The organism is Streptomyces sp. a15 (assembly GCF_059026085.1).
Genome location: NZ_JBWLKM010000039.1, coordinates 1 through 13,847, shown reverse-complemented (window position 1 = coordinate 13,847; position 13,847 = coordinate 1). Strand labels below are relative to the sequence as shown.

Here is a 13,847-nt window from a genome sequence, read left to right as displayed (position 1 = left end):
GGACAAGCCCGTCTGAGGACGGAGTGGCCCGGCGAGTGTTCGGGCGGTCGGGACGGCACCGACGGCACACATGCCGGAGCCCCGGTCAGATTGCCGCTGACCGGGGCTCCTCTCTCTTGCTCACTCAGGCAGAGCGTTCCTCGGTCGACTTCTTGGCCTTCCGAGGCGGGGTCATCCTCGGGCGGGCAGGGGCGGCCTCGGCGTCCTTGACCACTGTGAGGGGCTTACGAGCCCGAGGCACGAGTTGCACGACCTTCTCTGCGGCGTCGCGGGCGAGGTCGTCCAAGACGGCCTGGTAGATATCGCGGGTGACCCGGGTGTCCGAGTGGCCGAGGGTCTCGGAGACGACCTTGATGTCGACTCCGGCCGCGAGCATGAGCGTGGCGGCGACGTGGCGAAGGTCGTGCAGCCGGATGGGCGGCAGCCCGGCGGCCTCCACCAGACGCTCGAAGAGGTCGGACACCTTGCCCGGGTGAAGGATCGAGCCGTCCTCCTGGGTGAAGATGCGGCCTGTATCGACCCACCCGTCACCCCATTCGAGCCGCTCCTGCTGCTGGCGGGCCTTGTGGGTGAGCAACAGCTGATCGGTCTCGTCGTCGAGGGCGATCAGGCGAATACCGGAGTCGGTCTTGGGCGCACCCTCGTGGATCTCCCAGCCGTCCTGCACGAGCTGGGTGGCGATGGCGAGGGATTTCGCGGCGGCCGAATGGTCCACCCAGCGGACACCGCACGACTCGCCGCGACGGGTGCCACGGAAGGCGATCAGCCGCCAGAACGGGTACAGGCGGTCCTCGGCGACATAGTCGAGGAAGGTACCGGTCTGCTCGGGGGTCCAGACCATGACCGGCGAAGGCTTCTCGCCGGTCTCCTCCCACCGGGCGATTCGCTCGTCCGTCCAGATGAGCGCCTTCGGCTTGGTGCCCGGCAGCAGCTCGACGTGTGCCGCAGGGTTGAAGGCCGGCATCACCTGCTGGGCGAGGCGACGTTCAGCGCAGCCCGCAGGGTGTCGCGGATGTGCGGCTGCGTGTTGAGACCGGTAATCCGCCTGAAGGGCGGCATCGCGTCGAGCTGGGCCTGCAGCCACTTGCGGCGGGCCCGGTTCTCGGCCCCCTTGTTCAGCGTCGCCTTGAGGTCGTCACGCACCACCCGCCGCTGGGCGTTCTGCTCCTGGATCTCGATGTTGCGCTCGTTGATCGCGTCGAACATCGTGTTGATGTGATGCACCCGCAGCTTGTCCAGCCGCAGGTGGCCGAGGTGCGGCCTGAGGTGAACGCGGATATCACACTCGTAGCGAGCCGCGCCTCCCCGACGCAGGCGCTTACGCCCGGCAAGCCAGGTGTCTAGCCACTCGCCCACGGTGGTCTTGGAGTTGAGCGTCTGCCCGGACTGGAACCGGCGGCGAGTCTCGTCGTAGTCCGGAAGCGGGTCCTTCTCTTTGAGGCAGCTCTCGATGAGGTCGCTGATCTGGGTCTTGCCCCAGGCGTCGTCCTCCTCGGGAATGGCCATGAGGGCTCGGACCTTGTCCAGCTCCTCCTGGGCCTTGCTGGAGGACTCGAAGCCGCCGCGGCGGAAGCGTCGGCGGCGGCCGTCCTGAGCCGGGTCCAGTACCTGGAACACGCTCCAGACCCCGTGCCGCCGCGACTTGAGCTTGGGGCACGAGGCCCCGAAGTCCTTGCCGGTCGCCGGGTCCGTGCACCGGCACCGCCGGGTGATGGTGCCGTTCTTCACTCGCTGTCCTCCGGGTGGGTCGGTATTTCAGGCGGGTGGGTCGGTATTTCAGGCTGGTCGACGAAGGCCAGCTCGTCGGGCAGGGCCGGAGGTACGAGACCGCGCTCGCGCATCCGGCCTCGGAACGCACGCAGTTCTTGGCAGTCCTCGAAGGCGTGCTCCTCGTACCCCTCGGCGCGCTGCAGGAGGTTGGCTCTGCGGGCCCGGTCCAGGGTGGTGCTCGCCGTGCGTCGCCGATCCCTGGCCAAGGCGTTGGAGGACGTCGCGGCGGCCACCAGGTCGCCGTGATGGCGGAAGACGTCGAGGACTTCCTGGGCTGTGCCTTCGGCGGCGGGCCGGTCCAAGGGGGTCTCGCCGGTGAACCAAGCGAGCGCGTCCCACGTGGACACTTCCTGGCCCGGGAGGACCTCCACGGTGGCGGAGGCACCGAGCGGGAAGAGGAGGGTCACGGGCGGGACGCCCAGGACGTCAGCCAGCACGACGAAGTCCGCGACGGTGATGCTCGCCTTGCGCCCGGATTCCAGGTTCTTCATGGAGTGCTCGGTGAACTCCGTCAAGCCCCGGTCGGCGCAGCCTTGGGCGACTTCGCCCATGGTGAAGCCGGCGGCCTTGCGTGCCTCCCGCATCCCCTGGGCGATCCGAGCGGTGAACGCTGCTGGCCATTGATCAGGTGTCATGGCGACACTTTAGATCGAGAAAAGGCGCTGCTACAACTACGTGATACATCTATGGCGGCACCACGACACCGAGCGCCACCAGGAGGGCGTCATGACGGCATCCGGGTCTTCCCGTGAGGCGCGAGGGCTGACGAGCGACGAGCTGCTTGCTCTCCCGGCGGTTATCGACCTCGACACCTCGAACCGGGCGCTGATGATCGGCCGATCCACCGGGTACGGACTCGCCAAGCAGGGGGAGTACCCGGTCAAGGTGCTGCGGCTCGGGAACGCCTACCGGGTTGTCACCGCCGACCTACTGAAGCTGCTCGGACTGGAACACCTGCAGGCCCGCGAGCTTGCGGCCGGCCTCGGCGAAGCCGCGTAAGTCTCGGACTTTGCGGATGCGGGGCAGGACACATTGTTGAGTCCTCCCGCTGATGAGGGCTGGGGCGAGGGTTGTTACGAGGTGCCTTGGACAGTGGCGGGTTGAACGGTGGGGACTTTGCGGAGGGAACGCACCGGCGAGCACCACAGGACAAGGAACGGAGTGGTGAGCAGGCAGGTGATTACGGTGAGGGTGGGGCGCAGGCCGATCAGGGTGCCCAGCGCGCCAGCCAGGAGGGCTGCGAAGGGGCGTAGTCCGAAGGCGAGCCACGCCCCGGTGGACTGGGCCCGGCCCTGGAGGTGATCGGGGCAGAGCTCCTGTCGCACGCTTCGTTGCAGTCCGCCGTGCGCCACCGCGGCGCAGGTCTGGATGACCATGCCTGTACCGATTGCGAGCTGCCCGCCGAGGCCCGGTCCAACGAGGACGAGTGGGATCTGGGCGACCGGGTTCAGCGCGAGGGCGGTGAGCATCACGGGCCCGGCTCCCCACCGCCGCTCCAGCGGACGCCATGCAAGCGCGCCGGCGAATCCTCCGATACCGCCCGCGCCCATGACGATACCGAGTCCGGTCGCACTCCAGGACAAGTCGCGCAGCAGGTTTGTGTCAGCAGACACCGTGTCCCCCACAGGTCGTGTCGCTTTACACGAGGCCGGAGCCCTGCGTGCGTCTCGCGTTGTAGCGATCCATCGTGTCCCTTTTCCTGGACGGCTGCGTGACTGAGATCACGCCTGTGTGGTGGGTGCGTCAGCTGGAACGACAGGGTGAACGTACGGCTTCAGGCACAGGGGTCCGGGCGGTGGGAGGGCCAATGATGCGGAGAATCCCCGGCTTCCCTAAACGGGGATCTTCGGGTATTCAGCCGCCCACGACCTACCAGCCACGCGGCCCATGAGGAAGATCGCCTTATGGCCACGGTGGTGCCGCTGGCCGCAGGCACCAGCCGGGTAACACCCGAAACCTTTGAGAGGGCATGCATCACCGCCCGAACGGACTGATAGCCGTGCGACAACAGCGGAGACGTGCGAGCGTCAAATCATCCATCCAGAAACTAGGCAACCGGAGGGAAGATGAACGCCGAAGGAATCGGGGCAGAACAGATCGCGAGGGCCGCCGCCGGGGGCGTCGCAATCGCACTTGCTGCCCGAAAACCCGGTGACCACGTGTCCAGCCGGCCCATCGTGGCCGGATTCTTCCCGGAGGCGCTCTTCGAAGTGACGCTGGCGCAGGATACGACGTCAGGAGGTTTCAGGGTGAAGGATATCCGACCGCACCAGTCCGAAGGGTAGCCTTCATGTCCCATGATGAGCCGGACAGGCGCGGAGGAGAAGAACTACTCTGTCCCAGCGCACCTCCGCACCTCACCGAGTCGGTTCTCATCGGAGTCGTGTCCGGCACAGCGGATGAACCGCGAGTCCTGCCGACCAAGCATGCGATGCCGGTGACTCGAGAGATCATCGACTTGGCGCAGCCGGTGTCACCAAGCGAGGTGTTTCGTTTCGCAGCCACGTGCCGCGCCTCGGGCTGCATTCACTTCAAGAAGGCAGCCTGCCAAATTGCCGCGCGCAGCACCGTCTTGTTGGACGAGGTGACCGTCCGCCTGCCGAAGTGTCCGATCCGTGCGCAGTGTCGTTGGTTCTATCAGGAGGGCCCCGCCATCTGCCGACGCTGTCCACAGATCGTGACGATGCAGCACATGCCTTCTACTGAGATGTTGCGGATCGTGGACGAAACCGATCCCCCCACGGCGGCATGCGAGGCATCCTGAATTACTGCACCTCGAAGTGGGGGTATGCCAGTAGCCATCGGTGTCCCGTCCCGCCCTCCGAGGGCAGGACGGGACACCCGCGCCAGTGCGCGTCCTCGGGGCACCACTTGGCGGAGAGCACCAGGTGGGTGGTGTGGTCGTCGATGGCCTCGGGGAAGAGAGAATCAGTGCGTTGACGGTGGCGGCGGTGTTGTGCTCGTCGTACCGGGTGACGGCTATACCGCCCTCTTTCGGCGGGTGAGCCGGGAAACAGCCACCGTGCGGCGAATATCCTATGGAATGTCATTACTGGCAACAGGAAGAAGATATTAGCTACCACAGATGCAACTAACGCCCACATTCGCCGAATCGTCGTGTTGGAAGTGAGGAAACTGCCCACCGGAGTGAAATGATGCAACGGAGAGGTAGTTCATCGCCTGTTCAACCTGAACAACATTCGCTACTCACAGTCCATACGGGAGAATCCAATGAACAAGCACACACCTGGTTCAAACGTGGTCCAGCTCGCTGGCCCGGGAGTGGCGGGCAGGGAAGGTGACCCACCGCTCTTCCACTTCGATCTCCCGACTGAGGACGCTGGGGCGCTGATCGCCGACCCGCTCAAGTACCTTGCCGGTATCGGGATCACTCCTGAGCAAGGCATCGCGCCGGATGGCACTTTGAACGTCACCTTCACAGATTCCAGCCGCGCGTGGGACGGCAGTCAGTGGATCTCAACTCTTGCTCCCGGATCGAGCGTTACTGCGACGTGCTGCTATGTCTCTGGCAGTCAATCAATTTGCCACCAACACGCGCAGTAAAGGCGGATAGACGCCTCACCGAGCGCAACCAGCGCGAGGACGAGGGTCAGCTGGTCGGCGCATCCAGCCGAAGGGTGCCGCGCAGCCAGAAGGAGCGCGACTACGGTACGTAACGCATGCCGCGGCCGCAGCTCAGGTCTCAATTAAACACTGAAATCTTTCATGCGGCAGATGTGGCCCAGCCTCTGCGCAAGAGATCTCAGTCCGCAGGTCATTGAGCTGCGGACTGAGATCCCTGCCGCGTCCCGACATTAGATGTAGGTGAAGGTGCCGCCGAGTGCTACTGCGGCGCTCCGCGATGCTGATAGTGCGGTCTTCGGTGCACCGTTAAGGGCCATACGGGAGTGGAGCGGACCGGAGGCCATTCCGGGTCCGGCTCGCCCGGTGACCGGCAGCGCTCTCGTGCATGCACTCGAAAGGACCAGAATGAACACCTCCTCGCTTCAGGAGCTGAAGGACCACTACCGCGAGAGCGGGGCGCGGACCGGGATCAAGCTCGACGACTACGAGATGCAGCAGGCCATCTCACTCCTCCCGCTCGAAGGCACCGTCGTCGCGACACCCCCCGCCGAACTCCGGTACATCGAGGGCCTTCTGCGGCTTCCCATCGGTACCGTCAGAGAGTTCTCGGCCATCCCGGCCTCAGGCCAATCACAGTGCCGGTGCGGACGGACGACCAACGCGCTGGACATCGTGGCCCACGCCGTCAACCACAGACTGCACGACGAAAGCCGAGCTCGTCGCCTGGATCAGAGGCCACTGGGGCATCAAAAACCTCCTGCACCATGTCCGCGACCACACCTTCCGCGAGGACGACTCCAAGGTCCGCACCGACCACCTGCCCCGCACCATGGCCAGCCTGCGCAACCTCGACATCAGCACCTTCCGCCAGAACAGCGAGCCCAACATCGCCGCCGCTCTCCGGAACACCGGCCGCGACTACCGCCGACCGTTGTCCATCCTCGGCCTCACGTGATCAACCCAGACAGACCCCGCAGGTGGTGATGCGCAGGAGGAGCGGGTGCAGCGCGGAGCGGTAAAACGCCCCGCAGTAAATTGAGCCCGAGGAAGGTAAAGCCACGCCGCAGTTATGCCTTTCGGTCGGCCATGTGCTCCAGCACACGCTCCAAGTCTTCATACGCATAGGCCCAGTTGTGACACTTGAAACTGCGGAGATCCGTAATGGGCGAATCGCAACGGACGCAGAGCACATCCGGGATAGCCTGCGGCGCTTCCACGTTGACGAATTTCTGGTCGCCGAGGATGACGCGCGCAATCATCGCCCGGTCGTGCACCTTGTGGAGCGCCGATGAAACGATGTCGAGCCAGCTCACCTGCCGGCCGCAGGAGGCGCACTCCCTGGTGTCTCCGCTGACCCACAATGGTGCGTGAATGGTGTTCGAGGGCATGCCGAGGAGTTCCTCGAGCTCACGCACATCCTCGTCAGGGGTCACCCAGCGGTGGCGTCCGGGCAGGGACGCCGGCGAGTCGTAGACGGCCTGAAAGAGACCGTTGTCGACCGGAATGGTGTCGCGACGACCGGTCATCGCGTTCCTCCCCAGGAACCGTCGGACGGCCACTGCTCCCCGGTCATGACGCTTTGCCGTCCTCGGGCTCGTGTTTGTAGAGCCAGAGGTAGGCTCGTCGCTCGTTCGGAACGACCATCGCGACGATGCAGATGGGACTGGCCCGCAGGCCCACCTGGTGGTTCGCGACCGTTGTCGTCACCGTCCAGTCAGGACCGACTTCCGCGATCTCTTCCGCGAGCACGCCGACCGGGTCGTGCAGGAATTCCTCGAACGGGTCGCTACCGGTCTTCCATTCCCGCCAGTACATGCTCCACGGCTCGTCTCGGATCTCCTGCGACACATCGTCGATCTTCGTCCAGAGCTTGGTGTCACGAACGCGCGTGGTCATTGAGGGGCCTCCTTAAGTGTGGGACTCGTAATGACGAGCAAACACGGGCCGTCCCCGGCCCACAACCCGGCCTGAGCCAATCGGCTCAGCGGCGGCCCCGCGCAGGGCGCGCACCTCAGCTCCCCGGTTGCGGTCGGGTGATTGTGAATAGATCCTGAACAGGCACTCCGTAACAGGCACAAGCGAGGAGTCGGCCATGGAAAGAGACACATCGTCACCCGAGGCGGCGGCCGGGGCCGCCCTCGCGGAGGATCCGCCCTATTCCGAGGGATCGGTGTGGTCGGTGCAATTCATGCAGGCCAAGCCGGGACGGACGATCTCCTACCTGGCGTACTTGCGTTCCGAATGGAAGCCTCTTATGGAGGCAGCGAAGGAACAGGGCCTCATCCTCAGCTACCGGACCCTGATCGCACCCCTCGCTCACGCGGGCGACTGGGATGTGATGCTCCTGATCGAACTGCCAAACATGGCCGCACTGGACGGCTACAACGAAAGAATTCGCGAACTGGGCGGTGGCCTGGCATCCAGAAGGAACCAGGACGGTTCTCAGCTCCATGAACTCATGGGGATGAAGCTCCTTCGCGAAGCGATTCTCGGCTAGGGGAGAATGACATGGGTACGACCGAAGAACCACGCATGGTGAATAAGCTGGACCTGAAACGGGAGGTTGTCGGAGATCTGACCGACCAGTTGCTGACGACGCAGGGGCACAGCCTGTGGACCTGCGACGAGACCGAAACCATGCACGAGGAAGACGGCGATGGACCTGATTCCCGTCCCGCGCGTCTCGTACGGTGATTTCCGGCCACCACGCCGGGGCGGCGAGCCAAGGATCGTCATCGACAGCCCTTCGGGACGGGTGGCGCCCCTGCTCTGGGATTCCGCGTATCTGAAGGCGGTGATCGGCGAACACGACGTGCCGGTCCGGGAGACCCACGGTCCCCCGAGCAACATCTTCCAGAATCTCGCCCGCGGCGGTTTCATCCCGTTCACCCGATACATGGACTGGGTCGTCGAGACAGCGGGAACACTGCGCGACATCACCGAAGGACACTCCACCGCCCGCGACATCACCCGCGCGATCCATGAGCTCCGCCTCGATCACTTCTATTACATGGACGCGAAGTTGGAGCAACTTCCGCGAGCCCTGCGGGAAGGCACACCCGTCCCGGACTGGTACCGGGCGGCGCCGGTCGACATCAACTTCTGGTGCGGTGCGCTGGGAACATCCTGCGGGCTGCACTGCGACGTGACTCCGAACTGCAATACGCAGATCATTGGCCGTAAGGAATTCGTGCTCTTTCCTCCGTCGCAGTCACAGCTCGTCTACCGTATCCCCGGCCATACCCACTGCCGGTTCGACCCCAACATCCCGGATTTCGAGCGATTCCCCTTGGCCCGACGCGCCACCGGGTGGCACTGCACTCTCCGCCCTGGTGAGTCGCTGTACATCCCGGTCGGCTGGTTCCACCAGGTCACCGTGGTCTCGGGCTGGGCGGTGAACGTGAACTTCTTCTGGCCCCGCCCCTTCCCCCAGGGACTCGCGCTGCCCGGCCTGTGGCGCTTCCTGCTGCGCCGTGGGCGGGCCAGGCTGCGTACCGCCCTGCGTCCGGCCCCGGGCGGTTCGACTCCGGCCGCTTCCCGTTGACGAGTGGTGGGCCATGCGACGAGCGCCATCGATCTGCGCCCCGGCGGACTTCTTCGTTCTCCGTACGCCCTACCTTCCCCTCGACGCGCTGCTCTCCCTGGGAAACGGACTGGAGGCGGCGGACTGTAGGGACCCTGCTCTCCTCGACGCGGCACTGCTGCGCGACCGCGTCCGCGTGCGTGACCGCTTGCGCCGCCTCTGCGAGCGCCCTGACGTACAGGAGGCGCTGGCTGTCGCTTCGCCGTCCCTCTCGGAGAGCCTGGACCGGTGGAAACACGATGCGGACTCGAGGCGCGGGCAGAAGGTGGAACGGAGCTTGCTTCGTTACCTCTCGCGCATGGCTGGCCGTCCCACCCCGTTCGGTCTGTTCGCCGGCTGTTCGATCGGGTCGAGCGGAGGGGCGAGTGAACGCACCATTCTGCGGCTGGCTCCGGCGGAGCAGTACCGCCGCCACACCCGCCTCGACGCCCGCTACGTCGCCGCTCTGTGTGACGCTCTGCAGCGCGACCCGACGGTACGGCGGTACCTGAAGTACGTACCCAACTCAAGTCTGTACAGGGCGGGGAACGGCTTCCGCTACGCCGAGGCCCGCATGACGGACGGAGGCAAGACCTACGCATTGGCGGCGGTGGCATCCCAGGAGTCGCTGGAGAGGGCTCTCGAACGGGCCGCTTGCGGCGCGCGGCCGATAGAACTGGCCGCAGCGGTCCGTGCGGGTGCCCCAGGCGCAACGCCAGGGGAAGCGCTCACATACATCGCGGAATTGATTGACCATCAGGTACTGGTGCCCACTCTCCAGCCATCGGTGAGTGGTCCCGAACCGATGCAGGACGTGCTCTCGTCGCTGGCGGAGCTCCACGACTGCCTCCCGGCCAGCCGTGCCGCCGCCGCGTTGGCCCTGGTCGCGGACGAGCTCCACGCGCTCGACCTCCAGCCGCCTGGAACGGATTCTTCCGCATACCGCCGGGTCATCGAGGCTCTTGGCGGACTTCCGGCTGAGGGCGAGCGCACCGGCCTGTTTCAGGTCAACCTGATGAAGCCAACCGTGTCGGCCACCCTGGGCAACGAGGTGCTGGATGAGATCAGCCGGGGCGTGCAGCTCCTTCAACGGGTTTCTGGAAGGAGGCCGTCGAGCTCTCTCGACCTGTTCCGGGAAGCGTTCCGGCAACGCTACGGGCGCCGTGAGGTGCCACTGTGCGAAGCCCTGGACCCGGAGGCGGGCATCGGCTTCGCGGCCCCGAGCGCACGCGCCGCCACCGGCGCGGCGGCGGAGCCGCTCCTGGAGGGTCTTCCCTTCCCTACCGAGCAACGCGCGTCCGAGCCGTCGTTCGGGCGCCGCGACGCGCTCCTACTGCGGTGGCTCAGCTCGGCGCTGCGAACCGGGGCCGACGAGATCGCGCTCGGAGCCGAGGAGCTGAGAGCTCTGGCCGAAGCGGAGGATTCGCCACCACCCCTGCCCGACGCGTTCAGCGTGGTGGCTACAGTGCTCGCCGGCAGCGAGGCAGCGGTGGCACAGGGCAGGTTCCGTGTGTTCCTCTCCAGTGCCGGCGGGCCGTCGGGAGCCAATCTGCTGGGCCGTTTCTGCCACGGCGAGGAGATGCTGCGGAAGCACGTGCTGGCTCATCTGCGGGCCGAGGAGGCGCTGCGGCCGGACGCGGTCTTCGCCGAGGTCGTTCACCTTCCCGAGGGCCGCATCGGCAATGTGCTGGCCCGGCCGCGGCTGCGCGACTACGAGATCCCCTACTTGGGCCGGTCCACCGCGCCCCCCGGCCGACGGATTCCGGTGACCGATCTGCTCGTCTCCCTGGCCGGCAATCGTGTTGTGCTGCGCTCGGCACGGCTGGGCCGTGAAGTCATTCCCCGAATGACGACGGCGCACGATCATCGCGGCGGCGGGAATCTGGGCCTGTACCGGTTCCTCTGCGCTGTTCAGACCCAGGGCCGGGCGGGTGGACTATCCTTCTCCTTCGGAAGCCTGGCGAACGCGCCTTTCCTCCCGAGGGTCACGGCCGGTCGCCTCGTCCTCTCTCGGTCTCGGTGGAACGTACCTGCGCAACAACTGGGTCACCTGGGCGAATCGCATGACGGGCGCCTCTACACCGCAGTGCGGATCCTGCGTGAGTCTCTGGGCCTGCCTCGCTGGATCGCTGTCGCGGATGGTGACAACCTCCTGCCCGTCGATCTGGAGAATGTGGTGTCCGTGGAGATGTTCGCGTCTCTGTTGAAGCACCGGACCCGTGTGACGCTGGTGGAGTTGTTCCACGGCCTGGACGATGTGTTCGTCTCTGGGCCCGAAGGACGGTTCGTGCATGAGCTGGTGCTCCCGTTCCTGCGATCGGAGATCCCCGCACACACCCCATCGCCTCAACCACCACCGCCGACGCCGCCGCCCGTACTGCTTGTCCGCCCTGTACGCCGATGCTTCCATCCCGGCTCCGAATGGCTCAACGCCAAGCTGTACACCGGTGCTGCCACGGCGGACACGGTGCTGCGGCGGATGGTCCGGCCGCTGCTGCGCTGTTGCCTGGCCAACGGAGCCGTGGACGACTGGTTCTTCGTCCGCTATGCCGATCCCGACTGGCACATCCGGCTGCGCGTCCACGGAGAACCAACCCGTCTGCTGAACGAGGTGCTCCCCGCGCTGCATGACGCCATCACCCAGCCGCAGGCCGATGGCATCGTCCGGCGCCTGCAGATCGACAGCTATGACCGTGAAATCGAGCGCTACGGCGGCGCCACGGGCATCGTTCTCACGGAGCGGCTGTTCCGTGCGGACAGCGATGCCGCCCTCCACCTCGTGGAGGCCGTGCCGCACAGTGACCGGTGGCGCGTGGCCCTGCTTGGATTCGACCGACTGTTGACCGATTTCGGCTTGGACCTGGCGGGCAAACGCGCCGTGGTGGGCGCCGCCCGCGCACGCCTGAGTGAGGAATTCAGGCTGGACGCCGGGCTGCGGCGCCGACTCGACGCTCGTTACAGGGACGAACGCGGCGGCTTGGCGGCGTTGCTGTTCTCAGGACGATCGCCGGCAGCCGAAGACTCCGCGTTCGCCGCTCGCTCCGCCGCCTTTAGCCCTGTTGTCGCCGAACTGCGCGCCGAAGCGCGAGCCGGACGACTGACCCAGCCCCTCCCCGTGCTGGCCGGGACGCTCATGCACATGCACGCGAACCGTGTCCTTCGCGCGGCCGCCCGTTCTCAGGAGCTGGTTCTCCACGATTTCCTGTGCCGGCTCTACGACTCTGCGCCTTTCCTCAGCCGTGGCGGAGGATCACGCCATCCATCCCCTGCCGGTAGACAGGCGTGAATCCCGCTCGCACGAACAGGTCCTCGAAACGGGGATGTGCATAGACGACATGGAACGGTCGCGGCGTACGCCTGAGCGACTCGAGAATGCGGTCGATCGCGACGCGCATGATGTCGGGCCCGAACGGGTTGAAGAAGAAGCCTACGGTGATGTCGTCAGGGACCTGGAAGTCAACGACGTCCGCATGGTGCATGTCGACGGCAAGACCGGGCCGACGTCGGCGCCACCGGGCGATGTTCCCCTCCGCGATCGAGCAGAGCTCGGCAGACTTCTCGACCCCCACCACTACTGTGAAACCGTGCTGTGCCGCCAGGAACAGGGCCCGTCCCTTACCGGCGCCGAAATCCAGGAAACCGCCCTGGGTGACCTCCTGACCGAGGTGCGACAGGAGCTCCGTAAAAATGAGGGGATTCGTTCCTTCATGGCGAGTCGGCTCCACGCCCGTCACGGTCCGGTTCCTCAGGTCGAACCAGAGCTCACTCAGGCCGAGTCTCAGCCCACGGGAAATGCCTCTCCTCCGGCATGTTGCAGGAAGCGATCTGCCGATGAGAATCAGTTGGCCCAGTGACTCGCGGTACATTACGACCGATCAGTACCACGGGGCGGCATGAGGTATTCCAACCCGCCGCGGAATCCGTCGTCCCGATGCTTGTGCAGCTGTTTCATGGCACGCCCCGGTTCGATCGCGCCTTCGGCCGGTACGGATTCGTCTGCGGCGGTCTTGCCCGGTGCCCGCGCCGCCGGGAGCGCGCGGTTGACCGTTTGCTGAGTCGGCGGCAACCCGCGGCCGGGCGGGCGTCTGACTGGTGTCGTCACCCACGGACCGGCGCCCATGTAGGCGCGGTCGGCGAGGATCGGGACGGCCTGGCACTCGCAGATCCGGTGGGTGCGGGCCGCGGTCAGGTCGTGCGCGCGGCCGGGCCTTACCAGGGCCCCGGCGTGTGCCCGGGTCGTCCGGTTTGATCATGTGATGCCGCAGAGGTCGAGGACGCAGGGGCGTTCGGTGTGGGCTCGGCGTCCGGCGGCGGTGTTGACGTATCCGGCGACCTTGAGTGCGCTGCGGATCAGGTCACGGACGGCGGCGAGTACGGCGGGCGGGTTGTGGGTCCTGACCTAGGATTTGTCCTCGCCGAAGACCACATCGCGGACCCAGTGGACGGTGTTTTCCACGGTCCAGTGCCCGCGAGCCCATGAGGTGATCTCGGCTGCGCTCGCTTCCTCTGCGGGCAGGTCGTGATGGCGTAGACGGTCTCGCTGGACCACTTCTTCGCGCGGTAGAGGCGGCGTCGGCGCTGGATGCGCAGGACCTGGGCTGCGTGCGGGAAGAGCAGTCCGTTGACGGTGACGACCTGGACCAGGCGTTGTTCGTGGCGTGCAGGTCGAGTGCGGCAGGATATGGAACCAACGAGGCTCCTGCGCCGGTAAGTTGAGACGCCGAACACCTCCCTCAACGGCACAGGAGCCTCGTGCGTTGCGGACATCGACGCCTTCACCCGATCATCGGTGGCCTCCTGCATGAACTTGCACTGGCGTCTCCCGTGTCCTCACCGAGGATGACACCGCCCAGTGTCCCTCCCCTCGTAGCGTGGAGTCCGTGATTGCAGGGGAAGTTGGGGTTCATGGGGTCCAAGCAACGGACGTACA

13 protein-coding genes and 4 pseudogenes are annotated in these 13,847 nt (G+C 65.9%); 9 read left to right on the top strand and 8 right to left on the bottom strand.

Annotation, left to right across the window (positions count from 1 at the left end; translation table 11 throughout):
* Positions 1-124: 124 nt before the first annotated feature.
* Together AC5P09_RS31155 and AC5P09_RS31150 are read right to left on the bottom strand one after the other, a co-directional pair.
* Positions 125-1,728 (bottom strand): annotated as a pseudogene (locus AC5P09_RS31155) (tyrosine-type recombinase/integrase).
* A complete protein-coding gene (locus AC5P09_RS31150) occupies positions 1,725-2,405 on the bottom strand; it encodes a helix-turn-helix domain-containing protein (protein WP_493877079.1) in 681 nt (226 codons plus the stop codon). The pseudogene AC5P09_RS31155 and the gene AC5P09_RS31150 overlap by 4 nt, the downstream one beginning before the upstream one ends.
* A 91-nt stretch (positions 2,406-2,496) precedes the next feature.
* Here AC5P09_RS31150 and AC5P09_RS31145 point away from each other — a divergent pair, with 91 nt between their 5' ends.
* Positions 2,497-2,769, top strand: coding sequence for a hypothetical protein (locus AC5P09_RS31145; protein WP_493877078.1), 273 nt, complete (start codon positions 2,497-2,499; stop codon positions 2,767-2,769).
* A 74-nt stretch (positions 2,770-2,843) separates the two neighbouring features.
* Here AC5P09_RS31145 and AC5P09_RS31140 read toward each other — a convergent pair whose 3' ends face one another.
* Positions 2,844-3,383 carry an MFS transporter gene (locus AC5P09_RS31140; protein WP_493877077.1) on the bottom strand — a complete coding sequence of 180 codons (540 nt, stop codon included), beginning with the start codon at positions 3,381-3,383 and terminating at the stop codon, positions 2,844-2,846.
* 453 nt (positions 3,384-3,836) lie between these two features.
* Here AC5P09_RS31140 and AC5P09_RS31135 point away from each other — a divergent pair, with 453 nt between their 5' ends.
* The 4 genes and pseudogenes from AC5P09_RS31135 to AC5P09_RS31120 all read left to right on the top strand — a co-directional run bounded on the left by AC5P09_RS31135 (position 3,837) and on the right by AC5P09_RS31120 (position 6,310).
* Positions 3,837-4,055: a hypothetical protein gene (locus AC5P09_RS31135; RefSeq protein ID WP_493877076.1), complete on the top strand. Its 219-nt coding sequence runs from the start codon at positions 3,837-3,839 to the stop codon at positions 4,053-4,055.
* A 98-nt stretch (positions 4,056-4,153) separates the two neighbouring features.
* Positions 4,154-4,534, top strand: coding sequence for a hypothetical protein (locus AC5P09_RS31130; RefSeq protein ID WP_493877075.1), 381 nt, complete (start codon positions 4,154-4,156; stop codon positions 4,532-4,534).
* 1,226 nt (positions 4,535-5,760) lie between these two features.
* Positions 5,761-6,000, top strand: a pseudogene (locus AC5P09_RS31125) (hypothetical protein); the annotation flags it as partial.
* Positions 6,001-6,184: 184 nt separating this feature from the next.
* Positions 6,185-6,310: a hypothetical protein gene (locus tag AC5P09_RS31120; protein WP_493877134.1), complete on the top strand. Its 126-nt coding sequence runs from the start codon at positions 6,185-6,187 to the stop codon at positions 6,308-6,310.
* 112 nt (positions 6,311-6,422) lie between these two features.
* Here AC5P09_RS31120 and AC5P09_RS31115 read toward each other — a convergent pair whose 3' ends face one another.
* Both AC5P09_RS31115 and AC5P09_RS31110 read right to left on the bottom strand, forming a co-directional pair.
* Entirely contained in the window at positions 6,423-6,881 is a 459-nt protein-coding gene (locus AC5P09_RS31115; RefSeq protein ID WP_493877074.1) for a DUF8243 domain-containing protein, read from the bottom strand.
* A gap of 43 nt (positions 6,882-6,924) precedes the next feature.
* Entirely contained in the window at positions 6,925-7,251 is a 327-nt protein-coding gene (locus tag AC5P09_RS31110; protein WP_389288193.1) for a hypothetical protein, read from the bottom strand.
* A gap of 196 nt (positions 7,252-7,447) precedes the next feature.
* Between AC5P09_RS31110 and AC5P09_RS31105 the strand changes: the two genes are divergently transcribed.
* Genes AC5P09_RS31105 through AC5P09_RS31090 form a run of 4 tightly spaced genes read left to right on the top strand, consistent with a single transcriptional unit; the run spans position 7,448 to position 12,203 of the window.
* Positions 7,448-7,852: a hypothetical protein gene (locus AC5P09_RS31105; protein WP_493877073.1), complete on the top strand. Its 405-nt coding sequence runs from the start codon at positions 7,448-7,450 to the stop codon at positions 7,850-7,852.
* Positions 7,853-7,863: 11 nt separating this feature from the next.
* The gene (locus AC5P09_RS31100) at positions 7,864-8,049 is read left to right on the top strand and encodes a hypothetical protein (RefSeq protein ID WP_493877072.1); all 186 of its coding nucleotides are present in this window, start codon (positions 7,864-7,866) and stop codon (positions 8,047-8,049) included.
* Positions 8,012-8,899 carry a cupin-like domain-containing protein gene (locus AC5P09_RS31095; RefSeq protein WP_493877071.1) on the top strand — a complete coding sequence of 296 codons (888 nt, stop codon included), beginning with the start codon at positions 8,012-8,014 and terminating at the stop codon, positions 8,897-8,899. Before AC5P09_RS31100 ends, AC5P09_RS31095 begins: the two co-directional genes overlap by 38 nt.
* Before the next feature lie 13 nt (positions 8,900-8,912).
* Positions 8,913-12,203 carry a lantibiotic dehydratase gene (locus tag AC5P09_RS31090; protein WP_493877070.1) on the top strand — a complete coding sequence of 1,097 codons (3,291 nt, stop codon included), beginning with the start codon at positions 8,913-8,915 and terminating at the stop codon, positions 12,201-12,203.
* On the opposite strand, the gene AC5P09_RS31085 is transcribed toward AC5P09_RS31090, so the two are convergent.
* The 3 genes and pseudogenes from AC5P09_RS31085 to AC5P09_RS31075 all read right to left on the bottom strand — a co-directional run.
* Entirely contained in the window at positions 12,151-12,651 is a 501-nt protein-coding gene (locus AC5P09_RS31085; protein WP_493877069.1) for a class I SAM-dependent methyltransferase, read from the bottom strand. The two genes, AC5P09_RS31090 and AC5P09_RS31085, sit on opposite strands and share 53 nt — an antisense overlap.
* A gap of 278 nt (positions 12,652-12,929) precedes the next feature.
* Positions 12,930-13,124: pseudogene (locus AC5P09_RS31080) on the bottom strand (transposase family protein); the annotation flags it as partial.
* 42 nt (positions 13,125-13,166) lie between these two features.
* Positions 13,167-13,576, bottom strand: a pseudogene (locus tag AC5P09_RS31075) (transposase); the annotation flags it as partial.
* Between the last annotated feature and the right edge of the window lie 271 nt (positions 13,577-13,847).